Below are 21,779 nucleotides of genomic sequence, written 5' to 3'. Positions count from 1 at the left end.
AATAATGAATTTTAGGGAAAAAGAAGACTAATTTTTTTTCTAGAAACCTATTCCAATCACGAATTAAAAAAACCAATAGAATCTTTATACTCTGATTTTTAAACTGATGTCATAGAAAAAAGAATCCCAATAATTATTTATCGAGATTCTCTCTTTTTATTTTACCAAAATCTTCTTTGTGAGAACACCATCAGCTGTAGTCAATTTAATAACATAAGTTCCTGTGCTTACATCAAATAATTGATACTCATTATAAGAACCTAAAAATGATTTATTGACGCTATAAACTGATTGCCCTAAAATATTATAGACATCGATGCTTTTAACATCAATATTATTAGGATTTAGCACTACTATTTTATTTCTATTTGAAGCGTAATAAAAATTAAGGGATGCTATTGTTTCATCAATTTGAGAAAGTGATTCTGACTCGTTTTTAAAAACTATTTCGAACCTATTACTAAACTCACCAACTTCTGATGAAAACTCATATGGTAATTCATTTTTCAAGTTAAAATATTCTCCTGTAAAATTATCCTTTATATATATTTCTTGATCATCAGAAATATTTTCAGTTTCTGTAATTCCTATGGTATAATTATAGTTTCCTGAAGATTTTAAATTTAAAGGCACTATTTTATCATCAGTAATTGGAGCATATGCCTGAATTGTGGCAAGTTTATCATCTAATGCAAGATTTAAATCATCTACATAAGTTTCAATATTGATGGCTTCGTAACCATAATCGTAATCGTCTGATGTCTGTTCGCTAAAACCTAAAAGCAATTCTCGCTTGGTTGCTGGTCCGTTAACAGAATTAAATTCTAAACGTATTTTTTGCATTAGAGATTCTTCTGATGTTTCAGAATCACTTTCATTTTCTGAACTTGCAGTACTTCTAAAGAAAACAGAACCATTATTATAAGAGCCATCTGCTTCTGCTTCTTTGACAAAGACACGTTGGCTATTTTTGAAAACAATAGTTCCGCTAGATACAATTTCTGTAATAAATCCTTGTCCAACTGGTAAATATCGAGATGGCTTTTTTGTACCATCTTGACTTCCATTTGTAGCACCTTCAATACCTATAAATTGATATGCTCTTGTAGAGCCTGTTTTATTAACTTGTGCATAACCACCGTTATACTCATTTAAGTAATGTGATGCTCCACTCCATTGCTGCCAAAGTTGAATAGTACCGTCTATAACACCAGCATTATCATCAATAAACTCATGCAGATCTATCGCAGAGGCATAAGGGTTTCCTAACAAGTAGTCTGTTTTAGATACCGCAGAAACTGATCCGTTACCACCCGTATCTGTAACGTCAACTAAAATAGTTCCATTATTGGGTTTCCCTTGAAACAAATATTGCTGAGTTACTCCAGAAATACCTGTTCCTTTTTGAGTGTAACCAACACCTGGTTGTAATGCCGTGTTTGTATTAACAGCTTCATAATCATAATAGGTGACTCCATTTTTATAAGTATACAGCCAACGTGTACTTATTTTTCCTATTTCTTGATGTGCGGTTGTAAATTCGAAATTAGTTTCATCTTGCTTTTTAAGCATATTTAGTCTAAAAATCGAGTTATTACTATTGTTGGTGTTTAATGCATTATTGTTTGTTAATAAAGTCTCACTTAAAACCCCTACTGGAGAGGCCCAATAGTTATACCAGTATGCACTTGAACTTCCCTCTTGACGCCTTAAAATTTTACCTTGAGCTGAGGTCACTAAATCACTTTCCGTTCCCTGTAACAGTTGAGAATCTTGCTGTAAATCAATTGTTCCATTTAGCTCTAAATATTTAGTTACATTAAGCTGTAAATCTTCAGCAGAACTCCCTACTGTAAAAACAATATCCTCGTCGGCTGCCGTTTTCTCATCTACTAATAAAGCTAGAGCATGAATACCTTTTAAACCTCTAGCTTCATTACTCAAGCTTTGAGATGTTGTTAAATTAATATTGTTTTTAATGTGATAGATACCCCAAGTATAGGTTTCTTCTGATTGCAAAGCATGATCGGCTACTTCATCTCCTGGAATAGCCCAAAGATCTCCATATAACCAAGTTGTTTTATCGTGCCAATTACCATTTTGTACAGTAACAAAAGGCATTGGTGCTGTTTGAGGTTGTACTGTGCTAATATTATGTAAAATAGCATCATTACCATAATTAGAATCATCGCTAAGCTTTGTTGAAGCAATTTTAGACATTGAATAATACAACTCTAAATCACTCCATCTTATGTTACCAATATGATAAGGTGTAATTGATCCTTTCAAATTTCCTCCGTCATTTTCAATCTCCTGATAAACAATTTCTCGTATTTCCTTTTCAATTAAAATGTTATTGAATACTCTTACTTCGTCTATGGATCCTTCAAAATAACTAGTACTTGTTTCATTTTTTCTACCTAGCATAAATTTTTCCTCAGTTGCTGTACTTGCACTTTGTAACCTAACTAGTGTTCTAGAGCCTGAATTTATAGACAGCGTTACTCCTAATTTTCCGTCATAGTAAACACTTACATTACCACTACTAAAATCTAGATTTACTGTGATATGTCTCCAAATTCCCTTTTTAAATACATCATTATTTTCAACAGATAAATTGGAAGAGGAACCATCTGAAAATTCTGCTGCTATATTAACAATGATCTTTGAGTCTCTAATAAATATTTCAATACCGTTCTCTTCGCCAAGAATAAAATAAGTGTTATTATCTTCAACTTCACTTTTTACCCATGCCATTAAGGTAATATTGTCATTATTACTTGCATTAAAATTAGACAAGAATTCTGAACCTAAAACATAGTCATCAATACCATCAAAATCCATGGTTGCTGAGGTTAAATAGACATCAATACCATCTCTATAGTCCAAATCTCCACCTAATAATAAATCCCCATCTGTATCTGGTAAAATAGATAAGTCTAATGGATTCTCAATATCTTCGTTAATGTCTAAAATAGGATCATTAATATTTGTTGTTTCGAAGTTATCGTCTAAACCATCTCCGTCTGCATCATTTCCTGATAGCGTATTAGCCATTCCATTTTCTTGAATATCTGGAGTTCCATCATTGTCACTATCTGAGTCTTTATAATCTGGGATATTATCACCATCAGTATCTTCTAGGCTTGCAAAACCAGATCCGTAATTATCGTCTACACCATCGTTGTTTAAATCTACCATTGTTGCTCCACTACCACTCGGAGAAATATAACCACCTGTTGATTGTGCCTCTACATTATCTGGTATACCGTCATTATCTGAATCTATATCTAAATAATCTTGAATCCCATCATTATCTGTATCTGTACAAATATTGTCTGACAATACGGAAAAAGGAATTAATGTTTTAGAAATAGTTGCGCTTGAGTAAGACACACTTAAAGATTCTAGTCCACCTCTTTCATAAAACAATATTGTAATTGGGTAAATACCTGGAGTTAACGCAATAGTTCCCGACCTTTCTTGTATAGCATGATCTCCATCATTATCAACTATTTCATTGCCATCAATAAACAATTTAGAACCATCATCAGAACTGGTATAAAACGTATATGTTTCTTCGGTATTAATAGTAATATAACCCGTATATCGAATAGCAAAATTATCGTGATCTCCTGGTGTGATCATACCCCAAAGTGCATCTACATCGATTTCAGATACATTACCTGTTGCTGTAGCTCCTGTAGTTGGAATATTGTCTACGCTTGGCGAGACATTTATATCATAAAATTCATAAGAGAGAGTATGATTAATTTCATCGCATACCGCACCTTCATTTACATTTAGTATACCATCATTATCACTATCTAAATCTGTGGTATCACCTATACCATCGCCATCCATATCTGAATCTAAATTAAGAGTGGCACTATTTTCTATTTGAATACATAAATTAGTTGCATGTGTTACGACTAAAGTATATACACTATCGTCTAATCCTGTAACATCGGAAATATTTAAAATATCCGAGGTAACACCTGTATAAACACCTCCATCAGTTAGGTTTGTACCATTTAATTGCCATTGGTAGCCTAAGCCTGTACTTACATCTGTAGAGCTATTTGAATAATCTGGCACACCTTCTGTTGTAAACGTAGTTGTGCTTGTCGCTGTTGCACTAGTTATAGTAAAGCTTGTAGCCGCACCTATTACAACTAACTGATCATCTAAGTCTGTAGCATCTACAATAACTTCTGTTGCAGTAGTCACATTTGTAGTTGTGCCTGTATATGCCGTTGAAGTACCTGTAACTAAACCATTAGCGTTAATACTTGCACCATCTACTTGTCCGTCTGCATTGCTATCTGTATGGCCTGCTTCTATAACATCATTACAGCCATCACCATCACTATCTATATTCTGAAAATCGAAATTACCATCACCAGAAGTGTCTATTGGTATTGTAGTTTCTGCAGTATCATCTGCTCCATTGTTATTACTATCACTAAACGAATCATCGTTACTATCTATTATTCCATCGTTGTTAGTATCTAAACCTCCGTTACCCGCTTCATCGATATCGTAGATACCATCGTTGTCTGAATCTAAATCTAAATAATCTGGAATCCCATCATTATCTGTATCTGTACAATTATTTTCTGATAAGACAGAAAAAGAAATTAATGTTTTAGAAATAGTTGGGCTCGAATATGACACACTTAAGAACTCACCTCCCGTTCTTTCAAAAAACAGAATCGTGATTGGATAAATGCCTTGGTTAAGGGCTATTGTTCCTGAGTTTTCTACTATACCATGTAAACCATCGTTATCAACGACCTCGTTTCCGTCAATAAACAATTTAGAACCATCATCTGAACTTGTATAAAATGTATATGTTTCTGTTGTATTAATCTTAATAAAACCTTGATATCTTATCGCAAAATTTTCGTGATCGCCTGGTGTAATCATAGACCAAAGTGCGTCTACATCGATTTCAGAAACACTACCTGTTGCTGTGGCTCCAGTAGTTGGAATGTCGTCTACAGTTGGTGAGACATTTACATCGTAAAACTCATAAGATAAACTTTGAGTAATTTCATCGCATGCAGTACCTTCATTTACGTCTAGTATACCATCATTATCATTATCTACATCTACACTATCTGCAATTCCGTCTCCATCGATATCTGGAGTATTAGCTAAACCACCAATGTTAATGATATAATCTTCTACTTCTCCATTAGTAAAGTCAAAATCACAGGATGTAAACCCTGTATCAATTCCTCCTCGTACTCCGATTCTTATTTTAGAAAGTGCTTCATCCGCACTATTAGGAATAGCAATGTTAATTGGTACATTTACAACTTTATTTCCACCAACGTTATTGGTATCTTGGAATGTAAACAAAAAACGTTCGCCTGCATCTTCATAATCATCATCCGAGCTTTCATTTAGATTAAGCCAAATAGCGATTGTATTCTGACTAGTATTCCAACCATTTAAAGTGACACTTACTGTGCCTGCAAGCGTTTGATTTATTGGTATGTTTTCTGAAGAAAACGTCGTGTAATTTGTAAAACTACCTGTTGTGCCAACACTACTATTATTTATAGGACCTAAAGAAACATTAGAAATGTATAAGGTATTGTAGCTTCCTATATTTATGGTTTCACAAAAATTAGGTGGCAAATCACCAGGATCCGTACCTGAAATGAAATTAACTAGATAATCCTCAATTTCACCTGCCTGATAATTATAGTCGCACGACGTGAAATTAGTATTAGTACCTGTTCTTAAACCAACACGCATTCTAGCATTTCCATTTTGAGCAGTTGAAGGTATCGGAATACTTACAGGAACGGCCACGTTTTTTTGTCCGCTAACATTATTAGTATCTCTAAATGTAAATATAAAACGTTCTCCACTATCTTCAAAATCGTCATCTATTTCGTTAAAATTAAACCATACTACAACTGTATTGGTATTGGTATTCCATCCATCAATAGTGACTGTAATAGTTCCGTTTATTGTCTGACCTGCAATAATATCTGTAGGCACCACTGTTGTGAAGTCTGCAAACGTGCCTGTGGCTCCAGAGCTACTGTTGTTTATTGTACCAATGGCTACATTAGATATGTAGTTTGTATTAAAACTTCCAATATTAGAAGGGGTACAATATTGAGCATTTAGCTTTGTTATAAAAATAAAAAAAAGCAGCGTCGACCATCGACTGAATAAAATTCTAGCAGTTATCATAGGTTAAGAATTAAAGTATTATGAATAAACCTGAGGGGCAGAATTTTCACAATTGAAACTAATATTGCATTTTAACAACAGGGCAATATTAGAAAAAAATTATCTAATAATCTAGATAATTGTACTGTTTTTGTCGTTAAAAAGCATTTAAGTTCGTTGAAAGGTATTTTTACATGGGAAAAATTCAGTGTTAAATTTTTTTTTAAACTAGAAAACCAACCAAATCTTCAATCTTAGAAATCAGTTGAATTTTAATAATCGTATTTTTTAAGGCTATTTTATTGTACTTAGAAACAAAAATGGTTGAGAACCCTAATTTTTCAGCTTCTAAAATTCTTTGTTCTACGCGTTGTACTGGTCTTATTTCACCAGAAAGTCCTACTTCTGCCGCAAAGCAATATGTACTAGGCAAAGCCACATCTTCATTAGATGATAATATGGAAGCGACAACCGCTAAATCTATAGCAGGATCATCTACTGTGATGCCACCTGTAATATTTAAAAAGACATCTTTTGCACCTAAGCGGAAACCTGCACGTTTTTCTAAAACAGCCAATAGCATGTTAAGACGTTTTGCATTAAAACCCGTAGCAGAACGTTGTGGTGTTCCGTAAACTGCTGTACTAACCAATGCTTGTACTTCAATCATTAAAGGTCGTAATCCTTCTAAAGTCGCTGCGACTGCATTACCAGATAGTTCTTCGTCTTTTTCTGATATTAATATTTCTGATGGATTAGAAACTTCTCGTAATCCTGAGCCTTGCATTTCGTATATACCCAACTCATTAGTAGAACCAAAACGGTTTTTGTTGGCTCGTAGAATTCTGAATACATGATTACGGTCGCCTTCAAATTGAAGAACCGTATCTACCATATGCTCAAGAATTTTTGGACCTGCAATGTGTCCGTCTTTTGTGATATGACCAATTAATAAAACTGGTGTTGCAGTTTCTTTGGCAAATTTTATCAGTTCTGTTGTACATTCCTTTATTTGAGAAATGCTTCCTGCAGAAGATTCAATATAATCGCTATGTAAGGTTTGTATAGAATCAATAACCACAATATCTGGCTCTAAAGCTTCAATTTGCTTAAATATATTCTGGGTTTTGGTTTCGGTAAGAATGTAACAATTACTGCTATTAGGATTAATACGTTCTGCACGCATTTTTATCTGTTTCTGACTTTCTTCTCCAGAAACATAAAGGGTTTTGTATTGTAATTTTAAGGCAATTTGAAGTAAAAGTGTACTTTTTCCTATTCCTGGCTCACCACCTAATAATGTTAAAGAACCATGAACCATTCCGCCTCCAAGCACACGATTAAATTCGCCATCTTGCATATCTAAACGTGCTTCTTGCGAAGTATCAATTTCATTAATCAATAATGGTTTTGATGCACGTTTTGAAGTTGACGTTGGTGATTTCCAATCGCTCTTTTCGGGTTTTTGAATGACTTCTTCTGCAATGGTATTCCATTCCTTACAAGATGTACATTGTCCTTGCCATTTAGCATATTGACTACCACAATTCTGACAAAAAAAAGTTGTTTTTACTTTAGCCATGTTCACATTCCGAGAAATCGGACATCTAATTTTAAAATTCGAACAGCAAAATTAAGACAAATTTAGTTGATCTCTTTAAACCAAGTTAAAATTGCTAAAATTTTGAAGGCAGCTAATTTTGAAGGTAAATTAGAAAATAAAAATGTTTTAGATTTTTGATATAATGCTTCAAAAAAGTAGTCTGTTGATAGGGAGTTTTTTTTACTTTTCTTCATTATCCTCATCTATTTCTTCTTCGTCTAAATCATCATCTAAATCTACTAAAACTACATTAAGCTCTTCAATTTTAGATGCGATATATTCCTTATCAATATTAATAGCATCTTCCAAAATCAATGCAGATTCGTATAATTTTTTAGCTTTTTTAGTTTTACCAAAATGTTCTGCTGATTGCGCCAAATAGTATGTTCCTAATAAAGTTTCGGGATGAAGTTTATTGGCTAATTTACCAAGTTTGTATAGTGATTGATAATCTTCTCGTTGCTCTGCAATTTTTGCCACTTTCTCTAATTCTTCTTCACTAATCTCTTTTTCGATTCCGAATAGTTTTTCAATTCTATTGTATCTATCTACTAAATATTGATCTAAAGTACCTTCGTAAGGCAACACTTTTTCTTCTAATTCTTTTTCTCTTAACGGAGTGTAAATATCAAAAATCTTATCAAAAGATCTTGAAATAGCACTACTAACTAATGTATAGTGCGTTTCACCATTAAAATCATCGAAATAATAAGTTAAATGTTTATTATCAACAGCTTTAATTTGTTCGTTTGTACCAATTATATTCTCTCGAATTTGAGGTATATCTTTTTCTGAAGTTGCCATATAATAAAAAACATCATCCTTAAAAAGCGTTAAACGTTTTGAAACAAAGCTACTTAACGAACCTACAAAATCTGGACTTATACAAACGTAGGCCTGAAACGACAAATCTTCTTTAAATAAATAAGAATTAATAAAATTACCCATGCGATCATGGCCAACAGCAACTCTAAATTTACTTGTATTATATTCCTTATCAATATAAGGCAACAATTCTTCTGAGACAAAATTATGAAACCTAAGTCCAGATTCCGTTGGCAATCCTGTTGCAGGATCAAAATATGCATCATAAAAACGGTCTTCACCTTGCATAATACCAACAACTATAGAACTTGGCATATCATCAAAATAAGTTTGAAAATCTACTTGTCCAGCGACAGGTTCAAACAGGTAATCACCATCGAAAACAATAATTACTGGATGTTTTACATCTGAGTCTGGGTTGTAATTTTTAGGTAGCTTAATTTTTAATTTCCGTTCGGAATTAAGACTAGCAGAAGATATCTCCTTATAGGTTACTTGCGCAGTTGAAAACGCAAAAATGAGATAAGTAAAAACTAGTAGGATAGTTTTTCTCATAATTTGATAGGTTTAGATTTGGGACTCCAAACATACTAAATTATCGTTAAGTTGTCAATTTTTTTCGATGAAATACAATTAATTATTTAGAGCCTCTTCAGCATCGTACATTTTTTCAAGCATAAGTTCCTTATCTACAGATTGTGAGGGCTGTAAAAGCAAACCTCCTTTGTACTGCAACAATGCCTTTTTATAGTTTCCTTCTTTTTCATAGTACATACCTAAGTAATAAGCACCTAGCATTGAATCGGGAAATTCTTTCCTAACCAATTTTGCTAATTTTTCTAAAGATTCTAAATCTTCTTTTTTATTACAAGCAGCAGCAATTGCTCTAATATCATTTTCAATTAATTTTTTTTCAAATCCATAGAAATGTTCAATATCCTCATATTTTTTAATTAAATAATCGTAAGATAAACCTTCGTATGGTAATAACTTTTCTTTGTATTCTTTTGCATTTATGGGTTTAAAAAGTCCGAAAATCTCATTCAGTGCCTTAGGGATTCCTCGTCCTACCAATGCATAGTGATTTGCATCTTCAAAATCATCAAACTTGTAAAAAAGTTTATCATTTTCTATGGTTGAAATAAGTGCATTTGTTTCTAAGGTAGAAGCCCTCAAGGTTTTTATATCGGCATCTGAAGTTGCCATATAATAAAAAATCTCTTGCGTCATTTCAGATAAGCGCTGTTGTAACCTAGTTCCCATTTCTGGCGCTAACTCTGGACTAAATGCTACATAAGCTCTAAAAACAGGATTGTCTTTAAAGAGAAAATAATTAATGAAATTAGCACTTAGATCGTGCCCAAAAATGATTCTAAAGTTAGAGGCTTTATAATTTTTTTCGACATAAGGTAATAATTCTGCTGAAATGAATTCATAAAATTGCGCGCCTGAATCTTTTGGAAAATAGCTTTCAGAATCATAAAACAAATCATTAGACCTTGTATCTGCTTGGTTAACACCCACAACAATACAATCTGGAATATCTTCCCAATAGGACTGGTAATCAATATTACCTGCAACAGGTTCAAATAAATAATCTCCATCTAAGACAATTATTAAGGGATAAGAACGCTTCTCTTCTGGGTCGTAATTTCTTGGCAATTGAATCTTTAATTCACGTTCGCCTCCTAGCCTTTCAGAATCAATAGTTTTATAAATAGCTTGCGCTTGTATATTTAAAACGATAAAAAAAACGATTACAAGTGAATAAAAATTCTTCATATATAAAACTGATTAAATTTAAAGCAAGTTAAAAAATATTTCTATACTGTTGTTTTCTTTCTGTTGTAAACCGGTAAGTATAACAATGATAGACCTCCTATAACGATTATAACTAAAGTTTGAGTAGACCACATTATCCAACCAAAAGCTCTACTTGGATCTTCTGACATACCAAATAATGTTAATGCAATAACTATAGCTTCGGGAAAAGAACCAATGCCTCCATTTGTCGCTGCAATACTAAAACTTGCAAGTATAAACCCAATGAGCACTGCTGCTATAGATATATGTTCTAACTCTGGTAATGCAAAAGTGGTAACATAAAACATCAGTACATATAAGCACCAAATAAATAACGTATGTCCTATAAAAGCCCATTTCTTTTTCATCTTAAAAATACTAAGTGCACCTTCTAAAAGACCCGAAATAAATCCTTTTACTTTTAAAGCAAATTTAGAATTACTCTTCTTTATAAATATAAATAAAAATAAAGCACCTAATAACAAAATAGATCCACCAAGGAGTAATGATGTTGGATTAAATTTTTCGGCAAAAAAATTGTAAATAAATTCAAACTCTAAGAAGAAAGCTATCGCAATTATAAACAATAGCATAATGGTATCTGCAATCCGCTCCGCTACAATTGTTCCAAAACCTTTATCAAAAGGAATCCCTTCATAATTGGTTAGAATTGAAGCTCTCGCTATTTCACCTGCACGTGGAATGGTAAAATTAATAAGATAGGCCGCATAAACAGCCATAAAACTATTGGCAAACTTAGGCTTAAAACCCAAAGGTTCTGCCATATAAAGCCAACGATATGCTCGAGACGCATGACTAAGAATACCTAAAGATACACCTAAAATAATCCAACTATAATCAGCATCTTTAAAATATTGTACCAATATAGGAATGGAAATTTTTGATAAAGAATACCAAACTAGTCCTACTCCCAAGAGTAAAGGCAAAACTACTTTTAGGATAGATTTAGGCTTACTCACCTATTTATTTTAACAAGTTAGTTGCTTCGTCTGGAAACACCAAACAAGGCTTAAATACTTTTGCGTCTTCTATATCCATAAACGCATAAGTAATGAGTATTAAGGTATCTCCAACAGAAACTTTTCTTGCCGCAGCTCCATTTAAAGTTATTTCACCACTTTTTCTTGGACCCGGAATACAATAGGTTTCTAAACGTTCGCCATTATCGTTATTAACAATCTGAACTTTTTCACCTTGTATAATATTAGCTGCCTCCATTAAATCTTCATCAATAGTAATACTACCAATATAGTTTAACGCTGCTCCTGTAACTTTTACACGATGAATTTTTGATTTTACAACTTGAATTTGCATACCACAAAGATAATTAATTTAAAGCAATATTATCTATTAGTCTTATATCGCCTGCATATGTAGCTATAAACGCTCTATATGACTTTTTTGTTGATTTTCGTTTTACTTCTTTTAGAGTTGTTATATCTGCAATGATAAAATACTCTAGCTCTAAAAGCGGTTGATTTTTAAATTGCTTTACAACCCATTCTGTAACATTTTTAGCACTTTTTGTGCCAAACTTTACTTTAGCTGCATTTAATGTTTTATAAATAAATGGCGCTATGTCTCTGTGTTCTTCGGTTAGTCTTGCATTTCTAGAGCTCATAGCCAAACCATCTTCTGCTCTATAAATTGGACAACCAATAATAGTTACAGGTAATTGATGTAATTCAACTAACTTTCTAATAATTTGCAATTGCTGAAAATCTTTTTCACCAAAATAGGCGCGATCTGGTGTTACAATTTCAAACAAACGTTTTACAATTGTCCCTACACCATCAAAGTGACCTGACCTAAATGCACCTTCCATTTCATGCTCTAAACCATCAAAAACAAAATTTTGTGATTGTATTTGATCACCATAAATATCTTCTTCAGAAGGAGCATAAATAATAATCTTATCATCACTTACCTGCTTTAGAAGTGCCATATCAGCCTCTAAAGTTCTTGGGTATCTCACCAAGTCTTCACTATTATCAAACTGAGTAGGATTTACAAAAATACTAACAACAACAAAGTCGTTTTCACTAAGTCCCATATTCACCAAAGATAAATGCCCATTATGCAAGGCACCCATTGTTGGCACAAACCCAATAGTATAGCCTTTTTCTTTTAAAGTACTAATCTGAGTTGCTAATTCTATTTTATTATTATAGTTTTTCAATGCAGTAACAAAAGTTTAACGCATGCAAACATAATATAATACTAGCAATCTGCACAAATTTTTGTAATTTTGCATGTTTTTTACCATTAATTCAAAAGCAGCAGATTTATGAAAGATAAACGAATATTATATGTGTCCTCGGAAGTTGTTCCATATTTACCAGAAACAGAAATTTCTTCAATGTCCTTTGAAGCTCCGAGAATGGTAAACAAACAAGGAGGTCAGATTAGAATATTTATGCCTCGCTTTGGAAACATAAATGAAAGACGACACCAATTACATGAAGTTATTAGACTTTCTGGAATTAACTTAGTCATTAATGACTTAGATATGCCTTTAATTATTAAAGTGGCGTCTATTCCTAAAGAGCGTATTCAGGTTTATTTTATAGATAATGAAGATTATTTTAAAAGAAAAGCCACATTAACTGATGAAAACGGACAGTTATTTTCAGATAATGATGAACGCGCTATTTTCTTCGCTAAAGGTGTAATAGAAACGGTTAAAAAATTGAACTGGGCTCCAGACATTATTCATGTCAATGGATGGCTAGCTTCTTTACTACCATTATACTTAAAAGAGTTTTACAAAACAGAACCTTTATTTACTGAAAGTAAAATAGTTACATCAGTATACAATCAAAGCTTTGAAGGAACGTTAGATAAAAACATGCTTTCTAAAGTGAATTTTGACGATTTAGATGCAAAAGCGACAAAACTCTTAGAACAGCCTAATTATACTAATTTAATGAAAATTGCAATAGATAATTCTGATGCCATTATAAGAGGTTCAAAAGAATTACCTGAAGAACTAGATACTTATTTAAACGACTTAACAAAACCTGTATTAGACTACTATTCTATTGAAGAATTTGCAGATCCATACACAGATTTTTACAACAACACTGTATTAAACAGTTAATATTACCTATGAAAAAAAATAAAATAGCCTTACAAATCATAGCATTTGGTTTAATTGCCTTTACATTTATAGCTTGTGATGAAGATTATGCAACGTTAGAATCTGATGTTATAAACAACGATATTGCTACTAATTTTGATATTCTTTCTGAAAAACACAATATCATAACATATACTAAAGCTTTAAATCCTATTGATAAGCCCGTACAAACAAATGGACTTGGACTAAGCACTTTAGGACTTTATGATGATGTTTATGGAAAAACAACTGCTAGTTTTGTAACTCAACTTTCTGCAAGTTCTTACGATCCAGACTTTGGAGATGGTACCATAATAGATTCTGTTGTAGTTACCATTCCATTTTTTAGTACTAGTACTGGGTTTGATGATGATGGTAATGTAACTTATGAGGTAGACTCAATATTACCAAAAGATGATACTTACAACTCAATAAAGTTAAGAATCTTTGAAAATAATTATTTTATTAGAGATTTTGACCCATTTGGTGATGTAAACGAAAGCCAAGCTTACTATTCGAATAAAACAGGCTCATCCGCTGCTGAGTCTTTTTCAGCGGCATTAGAAGGAGAAGAACTTATTCTGATTCCAGATTTTCAAACATCTTATGACAATGGAGCTACAAATAATGAAATCAGTATTACTGATGATGTATATGTATTAGAAGAAGCAGATGACGAAGATGATGAAGACACAGATCCACAGGTAACGGAAAGAATAGCACCAGGTATCAGAGTTAAGCTAGATCCAACTTTTTGGCAAAATAAAATTATAGATAAAGAAGGAGATGCCGTTTTAAGTAACCAAAATAACTTTTTAAACTATTTTAAAGGACTTTATTTCAAGGCAGAAGCTGTAAATAATGAAGGCAGTTTCCTTATTTTAGATGCAAGTAGCTCAAACGCTAATATTACCATTTATTATAAAAAGTTAACATCTGCAACAGACGATGCTGATGATGCTACCGACACTTCATCTTATGTACTTAATTTTGGACCAAATAGAATTAATTTTTATGATAATAATTTTACTACACCTATTAATTCAGGTGATCCAACAACTGGCGACAGTAAAATCTATTTAAAAGGAGGAGAGGGATCAATTGCAGGCATAAAACTATTTAATGGTGAAGATTTAGATGATGATCCAGAAATAAATACGTTCGAAAACTTCAAAAATGAATTTGTAGTAACTGATGATAAAGGCAAATTTGTAAGTTCTAAACGTTTAGTCAATGAAGCTAATCTTGTTTTTTATGTAGATAGAAATCAATTAGATATGGCAAATGAAGTTTCAGACAACGAACCAAATCGACTTTACTTGTACGATATGGACAATAAAACACCGTTAATCGATTATTTTTTAGATGCAACTAACACTAGTCTACCTTCGATCTCTAAATATAGTCACCTTGGAATATTAGAACGAGATGAATCTAATGATGATAAAGGTGTTAAATATAAATTAAGAATCACAGAGCATATAAATAATTTATTAGTACGAGATTCTACAAATGTCGAACTTGGTTTAGCAGTTTCACTAAGTGTTAATTTAGAAAACTCTACTTTAGGTTTGACACAGAAAAAAGTACAAAACTCTAATGATTTTACTGTACCAATAGGCTCAATATTAACACCAAGAGGTACAATATTGCATGGTAACGGTAGTGAAGATGAAACAAAACGTGTGTATTTAGAAATTTATTACACCAAACCAAATTAATTAAAAAATTAACCTATGTGTGGAATTGTTGGATACATTGGCCATCGAGAGGCTTATCCTATTGTTATTAAAGGACTTCAAAGATTAGAATACCGTGGCTATGATAGTGCTGGTATTGCGTTGTATGATGGCAAAGAGATTAAGCTATCTAAAACCAAAGGAAAAGTTTCTGATCTTAAAAGTAAAATGGAAAGTGAAACTTCTACAGACGGAACTCTAGGTATAGGTCATACACGTTGGGCAACACATGGTGTACCAAATGATGTAAATTCTCATCCACATTATTCTAATTCTGGAGATCTAGTTATCATCCATAATGGAATTATTGAAAATTACGATTCATTAAGAAAAGAATTAATAAAACGTGGTTACACGTTTCAATCAGATACAGATACAGAAGTATTAGTTAATCTTATTGAAGATGTTCAAAAAAGCGAAAAGCTTAAACTCGGAAAAGCTGTTCAAATAGCTTTAAATCAGGTTGTAGGAGCTTATGCTATTGCTGTTTTTGACAAAAACAAACCCAACGAAATTGTTGTTGCTAAACTTGGTAGCCCTTTAGCTATAGGTGTTGGTGAAGACGAGTTTTTTATAGCAAGTGATGCTTCTCCTTTTATTGAATATACTAAAAATGCTATTTATCTTGAAGATGAAGAAATGGCAATTATTAGAAGAGGAAAAGATATCAAAGTCAGAAAAATTAAGAGTGACGCATTAGTTGATCCCTATGTACAAGAACTTCAACTTAATTTAGAGCAAATTGAAAAAGGTGGTTACGACCATTTTATGCTTAAAGAAATCTATGAACAACCTAGTGCAATTTTAGATACCTTTAGAGGAAGACTATTAAGTAACGAAGCTATTATAAAAATGGCTGGTGTTGAGGATAACATGAAAAAATTCTTAGCAGCTGATAGAATTATAATTGTAGCTTGTGGTACATCATGGCATGCTGGTTTAGTCGCAGAATATATTTTTGAAGATTTAGCAAGAATTCCTGTAGAAGTTGAATATGCTTCAGAATTTAGATATAGAAACCCTGTAATTACAGAAAAAGATGTTGTTATTGCAATTTCTCAATCTGGTGAAACTGCAGATACTTTAGCCGCTATAAAATTAGCAAAATCTAAAGGAGCTTTTGTTTTTGGAGTTTGTAATGTAGTTGGTTCTACAATTGCAAGAGAAACAGATGCTGGAGCATATACACATGCTGGCCCAGAAATTGGAGTTGCATCAACTAAAGCATTTACGACACAGATTACCGTATTAACATTAATGGCATTACGATTAGCTAGAGCTAAAGGTACTATGTCAAGTTCAGAATTTAGACATCATTTAATTGAGCTAGAGACTATTCCTGGTAAAGTAGAAGAAGCGTTAAAATCTGATGCTTACGTTAAAACGGTAGCAGAAATCTATAAAGACACAAAAAACTGTCTTTATTTAGGTCGTGGATTTAATTTCCCTGTAGCTCTAGAAGGTGCATTAAAATTAAAAGAAATTTCATATATACATGCTGAAGGTTATCCTGCTGCAGAAATGAAACACGGACCAATTGCTTTAATTGATGAGCAAATGCCAGTAATAGTTATTGCAACTAAAAAAGGACATTACGAAAAAGTAGTAAGTAACATTCAAGAAATTAAATCTAGAAAAGGTAAAATTATTGGTATTGTTACAAAAGGAGATACAAGTGTTAAGGAATTAGCTGACCATGTAATTGAAGTTCCAGAAACATTAGAATGTTTTACTCCATTACTTACAACCATTCCATTACAATTATTATCTTACCACATAGCTGTAATGTTGAATAAAAATGTAGACCAACCTAGAAATTTAGCAAAATCGGTAACAGTTGAATAAATAACTGATAGAAAATTTTTATAAAACGGCTTAAAATTGAGTAATAATCAATTTTAAGCCGTTTTTTTCTCAAATATTCTTATGCATGCATACATTTTTAAGAATTTGTTATCTAATTTTCATATATTTAATTAAATTGCTAATCTAATAAATTAACTAATTCTCTAAAATGAAGACAATCTTAAAGCTTTTCACTATGCTCTTATGCGTGGTATCCTTTGCACAGACCACAGTAAAAGGTAAAATTATTGATAATTCTGGGCTTCCCTTACCTGGTGCTAACGTTATTGTAGTAGGCACGAGTTCTGGTACAGTTACAGATTTTGATGGTAACTATGTGCTAACAACAGAACAAGAACCTCCTTTTTCAATCCAATTTAGTTACGCTGGTTTTGAAACTCAAACCATTGAAGTCACCAAAAAGAATCAAACAATTGATATAACCTTGGCTGAAGGTAATGAGTTAGATGAAGTTGTCATTTCAGCTTCACGAACTCCAGAACGGATTTTTGAATCTCCGGTAACGGTAGAACGCTTTGGTTTAAAAGAAATTAAAAATACAGCATCAGCAGACTTTTATGGTGGATTAGAAAATCTAAAAGGTGTTGATGTAAATACGAGTAGTTTAACTTTCAAATCTGTAAACACTAGAGGTTTTGCCACTACAGCTAATACGCGTTTCATGCAATTAGTTGACGGCATGGACAACTCGACTCCTGCTTTAAACTTCCCTATAGGAAATCTTGTTGGTATGATTGAAACAGATGTACAAAGTGTTGAATTATTACCAGGTGCATCATCTGCACTTTATGGCGCAAATGCTTTTAACGGTATTCTTTTTATGCGAAGTAAAAACCCTTTTGATCACCAAGGCATAAGTGCTTTTGTTAAAAAAGGTATCACGTCTCAAAAAGCAGCAGGAGACAATGAGTATACTGATTTAGGTATAAGAATAGCATATAAATTTAGCGATAAATTTGCCGCCAAAGTAAACTTTGGATATTTAAATGGTACAGACTGGGCTGCAAATAGCATCGTAGACAGCGATGTGTTTGGAGGTACAAGAGCAACAAATTTAAACTATAACGGTATTAATGTTTATGGAGATGAAGTATCAGCAAATATTAATGATTTAGCTGGTGGAACAGGTATAGTACCAGATGTATTTGTAAGTAGAACAGGATATAATGAACGATATTTAACACAAAACAAAGCAGAAAGTATCAAAGCTGATTGGGGATTATATTATCGTCCAATAACGGATAGTAATTTCGAAATACAATATGTAGGTAAAGTAGGTACAGGTACAACAATTTATCAAGGAACGAACCGCTACAATATTGATGGGTTCTTTCAACAACAACACAAAATAGAATTAAAGAACGATAACTATTTTGTGAGAGGTTATGTTGTAGCTGATAAAGCTGGTGACTCTTATGATATGGTATTTACTGGTATCAATATTAACCGATCTTGGAAAAGCGATGCTGATTGGTTTGGAGATTATATAAATACGTATGTAGCTGCAACTCTTGGAGGTGGTGCTACAGACGATCAAGCACATGCTGCAGCAAGAGCTGCTGCAGAAAACGGAAGATTTGAACCAGGTTCTACTGAATTTCAAAATGCATTTGATAGAATTATTAAAGATCCAGATTTAGCTACAGGATCAAAATTTCAAGATGCATCTAAATACTATCATGCAGATGGTAATTATAACTTTAGCGATTTAATAGATTTTGCAGATATTCAAGTAGGTGGATCTTTTAGACAATACGACTTAAACTCATTAGGATCTATATATACCGACTACGATGGCCATATAAAATACAGTGAATTTGGTATTTACACTCAAATTCAAAAAAATCTAGAACTTAATGAAGATATGGAATTAAAAATTACTGCTTCAGCACGTTATGATAAATCAGAATTTTTTGATGGTTTCGTATCTCCAAGATTATCTTTAGGGTTAACATTAAATGAAAACCATAACATTAGATTTTCTGGACAAACAGGTTTTAGAAACCCTACAACACAAGATTTATTTATTGGTTTAGATGCTGGTAGAGCTATTTTAGTAGGTTCTGCTCCAGATAATTTAGATAGATATTCTAGAGACTTTACAGCAAGTAACGGAACCGTTTATACACAAACTGGTGCTGCAGCTTATAATAATTCTTATACAAGATCGTCCGTAGAGCAATTCGCTGAAAGTGGAGGAACTACGGATTTAATAGAGGCAAACCCAAATCTTGTATCACCAGAACAAGTAACTTCTTTCGAAATTGGATATAGAGGGAAATTTGATAAAGTGACCATAGATTTTAGTACCTATTATAATAAATACAAAGATTTTATTTCCTCAGAAGTTGTTATGGCTCCTTTATATGGTGATGTTACTGCTCCTGAAGGTTCTACTGAAAGAAATTTATCTGTTCTTGCAATAGCAAGTAGCGATTTCACTACATATAGTACTTATACAAATTCTAATGCAGATGTTAATTCTTATGGAGCTTCAATAGGTTTATCTGCAAAAGTATTAGGAGATTTTGATTTAGGAGGAAGTTATACATTTACTAAACAAGATTTTGACCAAGCTTCAAATCCTAATTTCGAAACTAACTTTAACACACCAGAGCACAAATTTAAAGCTCATTTTGGCAATACAGAATTGTTTAAAAATTTCGGATTCAATGTAGCCTATAAATTTAGCGATGATTATTTCTGGGAAGCAACATTTGGTGATGGTATTGTACCAGAATTCCATACTGTTGATGCCCAAATTAATTACAAAATCCCAGCATTAAAATCTATTATTAAAATAGGTGGTACAAACATTGGTGGTAAAGAATATTTCACCGTCTTTGGATCGGGTTATATCGGTTCTATGTATTATGCTTCTTGGACAATTAATAACTTATAAAAAAAACAAAATGAAAAATATAAAATATTTATTACTATCAGCTGTCCTTATTGGATTTACAGCATGTAATGATGAAGAAGATTTTGAAGACTTATTAGACAATCCAACAGAAGAAGTTGTATTTCCAGAACTTACTTCTGGTACAGCAGATTTCTCAAAATATGTGGCAATAGGTAACTCATTAACGGCTGGTTTCACAGATAATGCTTTATTTATAGCAGGACAAGAAAATTCAATGCCTAATATGTTATCACAAAAGTTCGCTTTACTTGGAGGCGGTACTTTTACACAACCCTTAATGGATGATAATATTGGTGGCTTATTATTTGGAGGAAGCCCAAAAGATGATGGTAGCTTTGGACCTAGATTATATTTTAATGGCTCAGGACCAGCAAGTTTACCAGCCATGTCAACAACAGAAGCATTTGCACCGTCATTAGGTTCTCAAAACAATATGGGAGTGCCTGGTGCTGCAAGTTTTCACTTGTTATATGATGGTTATGGTAATCCAGCTAATCTATTGACAGATCCTCCTTCTGCTAATCCATATTTTGTACGTATGGCTTCTGCTCCAAACACAACAATTTTAGGAGATGCTCTAGCACAACAACCTACATTTGTTTCATTATGGATAGGTAATAACGATGTTCTAGGTTATGCAACATCTGGAGGAGACCAAACAGTTGCTGCAATTACACCTCAAGCAACTTTTGAAGGCTCTATAGATGCTATTGTTGGCGCATTGCAGGCCTCAGGTGCTCAAGGGGTTATGGCCAACATACCATATGTTACCACTATTCCTCATTTTACAACTGTTCCTCACAACCCAGTTCCTTTAGACGCTGCAACTGCTGGTTTTCTTAATAGTGCAAGCGCATATGGCGCATACAATGGAGGACTTGATGCTACATTGGCTTACCTTATAGATAATTCTACTCAATTAGAATTTTTCTTTCCTCCTACTGATACAATGACATCTGAGGAATTAGCAACTGCTGAAATAGCTAAAAGAAAAGTTTACTTTAATGAAGGCGCGGGAAATGCTGTTGTTATTATGGATGAGAATTTAACTGATTTAACAGCCATAAACGCTGCTTTAGTTAGCATGCGTCAAGCTACTGAAGATGACTTATTAGTATTACCTGCCTCTAGTTTTATTGGTACTGAGGCTATTCCAGGAAATCCAACAACTGTTAATGGTGTCGCAATACCTTTAGCAGATAAGTGGGTTTTAACACCAGAAGAACAGGCCGAAATAAAAACAGCAACAGATAATTTTAATGCCACATTAGAAGCGGCAGCAAATTCTGCCGGATTTGCTTTTGTAGATGCTAATTCATTAATGCAACAATTAGATAATGGTGGCTATCTAGATGGAGACTTTAATTTAACTTCTAGTTTAGTAACAGGAGGAGCATTCTCGTTAGATGGTGTTCACCCAACAGCAAGAGGTTATGCGCTATTAGCAAACGAATTTATGAGAGAAATTGATACAACCTATGGTTCTAACTTTGAGGCTTCCGGAAATTTATTAGATATAGGAAATTACCCAACAAATTATCCTCCTTCACTTTAATAAAATTAGTTAAAATAAACTTTTAAAACACCTTCAATATGAAGGTGTTTTTTTATTCAAAAAAACACTGTTATTTTTTAAATTAAAACCATATCTTTGCAGCGCGAAAAACGAACGTACTTAACTAGATT

General features: G+C 32.9%; 12 protein-coding genes. 5 read left to right on the top strand and 7 right to left on the bottom strand.

Annotated elements, in window-relative coordinates:
* Window positions 1-156 precede the first annotated feature (156 nt).
* The 7 genes from ACJJVO_RS13545 to panC all read right to left on the bottom strand — a co-directional run bounded on the left by ACJJVO_RS13545 (window position 157) and on the right by panC (window position 12,626).
* Window positions 157-6,216 (bottom strand): PA14 domain-containing protein, encoded by a 6,060-nt coding sequence (locus tag ACJJVO_RS13545; protein ID WP_405575025.1) that lies wholly within the window; start codon window positions 6,214-6,216, stop codon window positions 157-159.
* Window positions 6,217-6,418: 202 nt separating this feature from the next.
* Window positions 6,419-7,777, bottom strand: coding sequence for a DNA repair protein RadA (radA, locus tag ACJJVO_RS13540; RefSeq protein ID WP_405575023.1), 1,359 nt, complete (start codon window positions 7,775-7,777; stop codon window positions 6,419-6,421).
* A gap of 201 nt (window positions 7,778-7,978) precedes the next feature.
* Entirely contained in the window at window positions 7,979-9,178 is a 1,200-nt protein-coding gene (locus ACJJVO_RS13535; protein ID WP_405575021.1) for an alpha/beta hydrolase, read from the bottom strand.
* 78 nt (window positions 9,179-9,256) lie between these two features.
* On the bottom strand, window positions 9,257-10,405 hold the full coding sequence (locus ACJJVO_RS13530; protein WP_405575020.1) for an alpha/beta hydrolase: 1,149 nt from the start codon (window positions 10,403-10,405) through the stop codon (window positions 9,257-9,259).
* A gap of 41 nt (window positions 10,406-10,446) precedes the next feature.
* Window positions 10,447-11,406, bottom strand: coding sequence for a YbhN family protein (locus ACJJVO_RS13525; RefSeq protein ID WP_405575018.1), 960 nt, complete (start codon window positions 11,404-11,406; stop codon window positions 10,447-10,449).
* 4 nt (window positions 11,407-11,410) lie between these two features.
* Window positions 11,411-11,761, bottom strand: coding sequence for an aspartate 1-decarboxylase (gene panD / locus ACJJVO_RS13520; protein ID WP_115815707.1), 351 nt, complete (start codon window positions 11,759-11,761; stop codon window positions 11,411-11,413).
* 13 nt (window positions 11,762-11,774) lie between these two features.
* Window positions 11,775-12,626 (bottom strand): pantoate--beta-alanine ligase, encoded by an 852-nt coding sequence (panC, locus tag ACJJVO_RS13515; protein ID WP_405575016.1) that lies wholly within the window; start codon window positions 12,624-12,626, stop codon window positions 11,775-11,777.
* A 108-nt stretch (window positions 12,627-12,734) separates the two neighbouring features.
* Here panC and ACJJVO_RS13510 point away from each other — a divergent pair, with 108 nt between their 5' ends.
* The 5 genes from ACJJVO_RS13510 (at window position 12,735) to ACJJVO_RS13490 (ending at window position 21,648) form a co-directional block, all read left to right on the top strand.
* Window positions 12,735-13,547, top strand: a complete 813-nt coding sequence (locus ACJJVO_RS13510; RefSeq protein WP_405575014.1) for a glycogen/starch synthase — start codon at window positions 12,735-12,737, stop codon at window positions 13,545-13,547.
* Between the two features lie 8 nt (window positions 13,548-13,555).
* Window positions 13,556-15,286 carry a DUF4270 domain-containing protein gene (locus ACJJVO_RS13505; RefSeq protein WP_405575012.1) on the top strand — a complete coding sequence of 577 codons (1,731 nt, stop codon included), beginning with the start codon at window positions 13,556-13,558 and terminating at the stop codon, window positions 15,284-15,286.
* Window positions 15,287-15,301: 15 nt separating this feature from the next.
* Window positions 15,302-17,149, top strand: coding sequence for a glutamine--fructose-6-phosphate transaminase (isomerizing) (gene glmS, locus ACJJVO_RS13500; RefSeq protein WP_405575010.1), 1,848 nt, complete (start codon window positions 15,302-15,304; stop codon window positions 17,147-17,149).
* A gap of 169 nt (window positions 17,150-17,318) precedes the next feature.
* The gene (locus ACJJVO_RS13495; protein ID WP_405575008.1) at window positions 17,319-20,072 is read left to right on the top strand and encodes a TonB-dependent receptor; all 2,754 of its coding nucleotides are present in this window, start codon (window positions 17,319-17,321) and stop codon (window positions 20,070-20,072) included.
* 10 nt (window positions 20,073-20,082) lie between these two features.
* Window positions 20,083-21,648: an SGNH/GDSL hydrolase family protein gene (locus tag ACJJVO_RS13490; RefSeq protein WP_405575006.1), complete on the top strand. Its 1,566-nt coding sequence runs from the start codon at window positions 20,083-20,085 to the stop codon at window positions 21,646-21,648.
* Window positions 21,649-21,779: the final 131 nt, after the last annotated feature.

This window comes from Winogradskyella sp. Asnod2-B02-A (assembly GCF_045063645.1).
In the GTDB taxonomy this organism is placed as follows: Bacteria; Bacteroidota; Bacteroidia; order Flavobacteriales; family Flavobacteriaceae; genus Winogradskyella.
Note: the sequence above shows the minus strand (reverse complement) of the source record. Positions and strands in the feature narration are given on the sequence as shown.

Excerpts from the sequence above, each read along its gene's own strand:
- ACJJVO_RS13545 (WP_405575025.1), bottom strand. The coding sequence starts at position 6,216 with ATGATAACTGCTAGAATTTTATTCAGTCGATGGTCGACGCTGCTTTTT.
- radA (WP_405575023.1), bottom strand. The coding sequence starts at position 7,777 with ATGGCTAAAGTAAAAACAACTTTTTTTTGTCAGAATTGTGGTAGTCAA.
- ACJJVO_RS13535 (WP_405575021.1), bottom strand. The coding sequence starts at position 9,178 with ATGAGAAAAACTATCCTACTAGTTTTTACTTATCTCATTTTTGCGTTT.
- ACJJVO_RS13530 (WP_405575020.1), bottom strand. The coding sequence starts at position 10,405 with ATGAAGAATTTTTATTCACTTGTAATCGTTTTTTTTATCGTTTTAAAT.
- panD (WP_115815707.1), bottom strand. The coding sequence starts at position 11,761 with ATGCAAATTCAAGTTGTAAAATCAAAAATTCATCGTGTAAAAGTTACA.
- ACJJVO_RS13510 (WP_405575014.1), top strand. The coding sequence starts at position 12,735 with ATGAAAGATAAACGAATATTATATGTGTCCTCGGAAGTTGTTCCATAT.
- ACJJVO_RS13505 (WP_405575012.1), top strand. The coding sequence starts at position 13,556 with ATGAAAAAAAATAAAATAGCCTTACAAATCATAGCATTTGGTTTAATT.
- glmS (WP_405575010.1), top strand. The coding sequence starts at position 15,302 with ATGTGTGGAATTGTTGGATACATTGGCCATCGAGAGGCTTATCCTATT.
- ACJJVO_RS13495 (WP_405575008.1), top strand. The coding sequence starts at position 17,319 with ATGAAGACAATCTTAAAGCTTTTCACTATGCTCTTATGCGTGGTATCC.
- ACJJVO_RS13490 (WP_405575006.1), top strand. The coding sequence starts at position 20,083 with ATGAAAAATATAAAATATTTATTACTATCAGCTGTCCTTATTGGATTT.